This window comes from Sphingomonas sp., assembly GCF_013812825.1.
In the GTDB taxonomy this organism is placed as follows: domain Bacteria; phylum Pseudomonadota; class Alphaproteobacteria; order Sphingomonadales; family Sphingomonadaceae; genus Sphingomicrobium.
In genome coordinates this window covers 1-6,141 of the sequence record NZ_JACCSU010000098.1, presented here as the reverse complement: position 1 = coordinate 6,141, position 6,141 = coordinate 1, and the positions used below count along the sequence as shown (strand labels likewise).

Genomic DNA, 6,141 nt, shown 5'->3' with positions numbered 1-6,141 from the left:
ATGGGTGACTGCAAGGTCCTGACGATGGGGGCCGACCGTCGCGCGGCCTGCGCCGGCGTCGCGCCCCCGGCTTGTCTTCAACTGCACCGCCAGATCGCCGCCATCCCACCCGTCCAGCGCCAGCGCGGCACGCGGAAAATCGTCGCTGGCCTGCTCCGCCATCGCCTCGCCAAGCGCGCCAACGGTCCGCGACCGCGCTTCGCCGAGCATTATACCGTGCTCGGCCATTCCTGCCTCAAGCGCGGCAAGCCACGAGGCGTCGGCGCCCTCGGGTTCGGCAAGCAATTTGTTGCGCGCCCGCATCGCCGCTTCATATCGCGCCGCGTGGCTCGCATGCCCGGGTTCGAGTGCCAGCGTCAGGCGGTCGAGGAAGCGCCGCCGATTGCCAGCGCTGTCGGCGAACAACCGGTCCATCGCCGGGGTCAGCCACAGCACCGACAGCCATTCGGACAGCGAGTTGACGGCCGCCGCCGCGCCGTTGATCCGCACCTGCCGCCGCTCGGGCGCGGTGGCGACGGTGCCGGTGCCGATTTCCACAGATCCGTTCAATCTCGAACTGACCGCAAACCCGCCGGGGCCGTCGCTGCGCGCCATTTCCGCGAGCGGCGCGCCGCGAAGGCCGCGGCCGGGAGTGAGCAGGGACACCGCCTCGAGCATGTTGGTCTTGCCCGCGCCGTTGTCGCCCGACAGCAGGACGAAGCCGGGCCCGGGCTCGACCAGCGCGGCCGCGTAGGAGCGGAAATCGGTCAAGGCGAGACGGGCGACGCGCACCCGCCCGGGCTTAGACGTTATTGCGGGCGGCGGTCGAGGACCTCGAAATGGGCGACTCGAGCATCGAATCGCGCCAACACCGAGCGCGCTGCGTCCGGGACATGGGCGACGTCATGATCCTCGCCGACGAACGCCTTGATCGAATCCAGGCCATCGAACCACATCAGGGTGACGAACTCAACCTCGCCGCCGTCGTCGCGGCGCATCAAGTCGATGTGCCGGAAGCCGGGAATGCGCCGCGCCTCGATGCCGGGGATCACCTCGCCGCGGACGATCCGCTCGTAGGCGTCGGCATTGTCCGGGCTCGTCCACCCGCGCCACAGGCGGCAGATGGTCACCAATTGTGCTCCAAAGCCGAGCTATTCGGTCGTTGAGCCATACACGCTCACCAACTTCACTTGCGGTTCGTTGGCCGAGATCACATTCACGCAGTGATTGTTGGTAACGATGCTGTAGTGGCGCAATGGCCCCGGAAAGGTGGCGTCTGCCCAAGTCGAAGCCTTAACGAAATCGTCGAACCAGCTGTCATCGACGATTCGCGCGACCCGGCCGTCTGCTGTCTGACCATCGCGCTCTAATCCTGCGAAGGATTCGTCCGTGACAGCGTAGGACACCGGCTGTTCCCATATTACTTCGATCACGCGATCGCCGGGTCCAGGCTCGATTGCCTGAGCATTTGCCATGATCTCGTTGAACTCCTCGTCTGTGGGCGACGAGGGGACCTCGATTGGTGCACCTGGGGGCCCAAGACCTGTAGCTTCCTCGATTACGAGGGTTAGGTGGTTCCCGGGGCCATCCGAAAGACTCAACAGGTACGCTGGCAAGCGCACGTCAAAGAGGTCCGCGGACTCTAGCTCAATCGTCACACCCGCATCGGCATCAGCACGTAGAGCGCGTTCGACTTGTCGTTCTCGCGCAGGAGCGTGGGGGCGGCGGCGTCGGCCAGGTGGACCTCGACGCTGTCGCCTTCGATCTCGTGGAGGATGTCCATCAGGTAGCGGGCGTTGAAGCCGATCTCGAGCCCGTCGGAGCCGTAATCGGCGGGCAGCTCCTCGGTCGCCAGGCCGTTCTCCGGGCTGGTCACCGACAAGGTGACCTTGTCACGGTCGAGGCTCATCTTGACCGCCCGGGTCTTTTCGCTGGCGATGGTCGAGACCCGGTCGACGCCCTGCATGAAGCTCTTCGGGTCGAGCTTGAGGAGCTTGTCGTTGGCCGTCGGGATCACCCGGTTGTAGTCGGGGAAGGTGCCGTCGATCAGCTTGCTGGTCAGGACCGCGCTGCCGAGGCCGAAGCGGACCTTGGTCGGCGACAGGGACACTTCGACCGTGCCCTCGACCTCGTCGAGCAGCTTGCGCAGCTCGGCGACGCATTTGCGGGGCACGATCACGTCGGGCATTCCGTCCGCCCCGTCGGGCTTGGGAACGGTGACCCGCGCCAGCCGGTGGCCGTCGGTCGCCGCCGCCTTCAGCAGGTCGTCGGCGACGTGGAGGAAAATACCCATCAGATAATAGCGCGTCTCCTCGGTCGAGATCGCGAACCGGGTCTTGTCGATCACTTGGCGCAAAGTCGCCGCCGGAAGCTCGAAGCGGGTCGGCAGGTCGCCTTCCGCGATGACCGGGAAATCGTCGCGCGGAAGGGTCGACAGGTTGAAGCGCGAGCGGCCGGAATTGACCTGCATCTTGCCTTCGGCCGCGGTCAGCTCAACCTGGCTTCCCTCGGGCAGCTTGCGGACGATGTCGAACAAGGTGTGCGCCGAAACGGTGGTCGCTCCGGCTTGGGCGACGTTGGCCGCGACGCTCTCGTCGACCTGGAGGTCGAGGTCGGTCGCCATCAGCCGGATCGAGCCGTCTTCCTTGGCTTCGACCAGGACATTCGACAGGATCGGAATGGTGTTGCGCCGCTCGACCACCGACTGGACGTGACTCAGGCTCTTGAGCAAAGTCGCCCGTTCGATCGTCGCCTTCATCTTTCCGTCCTAGCCCCGTTCAGCGCGTCGCCGCTTTATAGCGAGGCTTGCCGCCCTTGCCAGTGGGAAAGGCGCCCAGTGGGAAAGGTGGCTCTAAGCCGCGCCCTGCTGCGCGGGCACCAGCACCGTGTCGATGTGGTGGACGACGCCGTTCGAATGCTGGTCGTCGGCCCTGGTCACGGTCGCCTTGGTGCCGGCGCCGTCGGTCAGCACGATCTTGCCGCCCTCGCGCGTCGCGGTCAGCGTGCCGCCGCCCATGGTGGCGAGGATCGCCTTGCCCTTGCCGTTGTCGATCGCCTTGCCGATGTCGTCGGCAAGGATGGTGCCGGGCAGGATATGATTGGTGAGGACGCCGGTCAGCTGGGCGCGCGATTCGGGCTTCATCCAATTGTCCGCGGTGCCCGACGGCAGCTTGCCGAACGCCGGGTCGTCGGGAACCAGCACCGTGTACGGGCCCGGCCCGGCCAGCGTCGCGTCGAGCCCGGCGGCCTTGGCGGCGGCGAAGAAGCGGCTGTCCTGGTCGATGCCGGCGGCGATCGTCTTGGCGCCGGCCGAATCCTTGGCATCGCCCGCCGGAGCGCCGCCCGGCTGGTCGGCCTTGTCACAGGCGTTGAGAGCAAGAGCCGCCGCGGCCAGTCCAAGCGCAAGCGCGGTTCTGGTCATCCCCAAGTTCCTCCTGTTTTGTTTTGTCTACGCAATGGCCCGGCAACGCATTGGGTTCCCATCAAAGTCGTACTTTGATGGGAACCCAATGCCGGCCATCGCGATCCATAGCAGCTTTTTTTAGATGATCGCGCGGATGAGCGCGGTCACCAGCTGAGTCGTCGGGTCGACCTGGTAGATGTTGCCATTGTTGTACCGGTACCAGGCGTCCGAACTGTCGGCATATTGGCCGCGGTACGCGAGGGGCACGTTGTAGGCGCCGTAGCCCGTCGGCAGAGGCTGGCCGACGCTGAGGCCCTGCCCGCCCAATAGTGACGCAACCGAGGTAATCAGCCGAGTCTGCGGGTCCACCTGGTAGATGGCGCCCGGAGCGTAGCGGTACATGGAATTGCCGCCGTCGGGATAGTAGCTGCGATACTGTTGCGGCACGTTGTAGGCCGAGTAGCTGAGCGGCAGCATCTGGCCCATGCCGTAGCCGTTGGCCATCAGCGGCACCATGCTTTCGATCCTGCCGGTGTCGCGGTCGACCTCGTACACATAGCCGTTGGCGTACTTGAAATAATCGTCCTGGGTGTTGGGATAGAACGACTGGAAGTGCTGCGGCATCGAGTTGTTGTTGAACGCCGACGGGAACATCTGGCCGGGCATCAGCCCGCCGCCGAACAGCGGCAGCAGCGCCGCGATCAGGTTGGTGTCGCGGTCCACCCGGTAGGCATAGCCGTTGGCGTAACGATAGTAATGATCGTCGTCGTCACGGTAGAGATCCCTCAGCCCGAGCGGCAACAGGCGATCGCGGTAGCCGGCCGGAAGCGCCCGGCCCAGGGCCCATTTCTTGTACTGACCCGGCGGCATGCACTGCGGGTTCTTGGCGTGGCCCGGCGGGCACCAATTGCCGTCGTCGTCCCAATGGGCAGTGCGGAACCTGCCGTCGAAGCGGTCGTCGTCGAAGTCGCGGTCGCGGGCTTCGTCGCGGTCCTTGCGGTCGAACTTGGCGAAGCGGCGGTCGTCGTCGCGATCGCGGGCCTTGAATTCGGCCTTGGCCGAGCGGTCGTTGCCCTTCCACTTGTTCGCGGACTTGAATTCGCGGTCGGAACCCTTGGCCTTGAAGTCCTTGCCGCCGCCGCGTTCGGCCTTGGCGGCCTGGCCCTTGCCGCCGCCACGCTCGGCCTTGGCGGCGTCGGACTTGCCGCCTCCCTTGCCGCCGCCCTTGCCAGGGTCGGCGGAAACCGGTGCGGCGATCGCCAGCGCGGCAACGCCGGCGGCTAGAAAGAACTTGGTCATGGTGTGACTCCTTTGAGCGGGTAGAACGGACGGCGAGAGCCCCTGTTCCGTCGCTCGACCGGCGGATTCGGGGGCTGGTCGCGCCACGATGAACGCGGAATTACAAGTGCGTTCAGGCTGTTGCGGCGGGCGAGGCTTCCGGATCGTCGATCCAGTCCGAACGCAGGCGCTTGACCGCGAAGAACATCAGGAACGCCGCCAGCAGGTAGAAGCCGAGAACGCTGACCGCCGCGTAGCGCAGCGCCTCGGTTCCGAAACGTTCCTTGAACAGCTCCGACAAAGCGCCAATCAAGGTCGGGCCGACGCCGAGACCGACGAGATTGTTGATCAGCAGGAAGCTGGCCGAAGCGGTCGAGCGCAGGGGCCGGGGAACGAGATGCTGGACCGCGGTCACGACCGGCCCGAGCCACAGGATGTTGAGCGCATTGGGGATCAGCAGCAGCACCCACACCAGCCTCAAATCCTGCACCAGCAAGCCGGCGGCGAAGGTCGGAGCGGTGATCAGCCAGGCAATCGCCGGCAGTCGAGCGTACCAGGAGCGGTCCGTGGCGCCGAGGCGGTCGGCGAGCCAGCCGCCGGCGAACACGCCCGCGGTTCCGCCGATGAGGAAGATGGAGGCGAGGAACCCGCCGCGCGCGGTGATGCTGAGGTCGAAGCTGCGCTCGAGCACCGTCGGAGTCCACAGCGCGAGGCCGTAGCCCGCTAGCGAGCTGCACGAGGCGGCCGTGGCCATCAGCCAGAAGCTCGGCTTGCGGGCGATGATCCCGAACGTCGACAGGAGGGGCGGAGCGGACGACGCTTCGCTAAGGTCGCGCGGCTTGTCGCGGACGATGAGCAGCATGACGGGAGCAAGCGCGATTCCGGCAACCCCCATGACGATGAACGCCGCTCGCCAGTCGATCCACCAGGCGAGATAGGCGCCGATCAAGGTCCCGGCGGCCAGGCCGAGCGGCACCCCGAGCGAGAAGATGGCCAGCGCCCGGGCGCGCTTGTGGGCCGGGAAGTAATCGGCAATCAGCGCATAGGAAGGCGCCACTCCGCCCGCCTCGCCGACCCCGACTCCGAGCCGGAAGAGGAACAGCTGGAGAAAGCTGGTCGCGGTTCCGCACAGCGCCGTGAAGCCGCTCCACACGACCAGCGCCGTGGCGATGACCCGGCTTCGGCTGGTGCGGTCGGCGATCATCGCCAGGGGCACCGCGAGCACCGAGTAGAGGATCGCGAAGGCGAGGCCGGCGATCGCCCCGAACTCGGCATCGGTGAGCTTCAGGTCGGCGATGATCGGACCGGCGAGGATGCCGAGGATCTGCCGGTCGAGAAAGTTGAAGATGTAGGCGAGAAGCAGCAACGCCAGGACGAGATTGGGGCTGCGCAGCCTGGGGGCGTCGGTCCTCGTCAAGTCAGTCCCTCCAGCAATTGCGCGAGCCGGCCGATGTCCTGCTCGTCGTGATACAGGCCGAGGC

At 66.3% G+C, this 6,141-nt stretch carries 7 protein-coding genes; all 7 read right to left on the bottom strand.

The features are described from left to right. A partial coding sequence (locus tag H0T81_RS12640; RefSeq protein ID WP_294013822.1) for an AAA family ATPase occupies positions 1-771 on the bottom strand: 771 nt, incomplete at its 3' end. A 17-nt stretch (positions 772-788) separates the two neighbouring features. Continuing rightward, the gene (locus tag H0T81_RS12635) at positions 789-1,109 is read right to left on the bottom strand and encodes a hypothetical protein (RefSeq protein WP_294013820.1); all 321 of its coding nucleotides are present in this window, start codon (positions 1,107-1,109) and stop codon (positions 789-791) included. A 21-nt stretch (positions 1,110-1,130) separates the two neighbouring features. After that, complete coding sequence (locus H0T81_RS12630; RefSeq protein WP_294013818.1) at positions 1,131-1,454, bottom strand: hypothetical protein; 324 nt, start codon at positions 1,452-1,454, stop codon at positions 1,131-1,133. Between the two features lie 179 nt (positions 1,455-1,633). After that, the gene (dnaN, locus tag H0T81_RS12625; protein WP_294013816.1) at positions 1,634-2,737 is read right to left on the bottom strand and encodes a DNA polymerase III subunit beta; all 1,104 of its coding nucleotides are present in this window, start codon (positions 2,735-2,737) and stop codon (positions 1,634-1,636) included. A 93-nt stretch (positions 2,738-2,830) separates the two neighbouring features. Beyond that, positions 2,831-3,400, bottom strand: a complete 570-nt coding sequence (locus tag H0T81_RS12620; protein WP_294013814.1) for a fasciclin domain-containing protein — start codon at positions 3,398-3,400, stop codon at positions 2,831-2,833. Positions 3,401-3,520: 120 nt separating this feature from the next. After that, entirely contained in the window at positions 3,521-4,681 is a 1,161-nt protein-coding gene (locus H0T81_RS12615; RefSeq protein WP_294013812.1) for a hypothetical protein, read from the bottom strand. A gap of 112 nt (positions 4,682-4,793) precedes the next feature. Then, the gene (locus H0T81_RS12610) at positions 4,794-6,077 is read right to left on the bottom strand and encodes an MFS transporter (RefSeq protein ID WP_294013810.1); all 1,284 of its coding nucleotides are present in this window, start codon (positions 6,075-6,077) and stop codon (positions 4,794-4,796) included. Positions 6,078-6,141: the final 64 nt, after the last annotated feature.

Bases quoted from the DNA above. Each gene is read 5' to 3' on its own strand.
- H0T81_RS12630 (WP_294013818.1), bottom strand. From the start codon at position 1,454: ATGGCAAATGCTCAGGCAATCGAGCCTGGACCCGGCGATCGCGTGATC.
- dnaN (WP_294013816.1), bottom strand. From the start codon at position 2,737: ATGAAGGCGACGATCGAACGGGCGACTTTGCTCAAGAGCCTGAGTCAC.
- H0T81_RS12620 (WP_294013814.1), bottom strand. From the start codon at position 3,400: ATGACCAGAACCGCGCTTGCGCTTGGACTGGCCGCGGCGGCTCTTGCT.
- H0T81_RS12615 (WP_294013812.1), bottom strand. From the start codon at position 4,681: ATGACCAAGTTCTTTCTAGCCGCCGGCGTTGCCGCGCTGGCGATCGCC.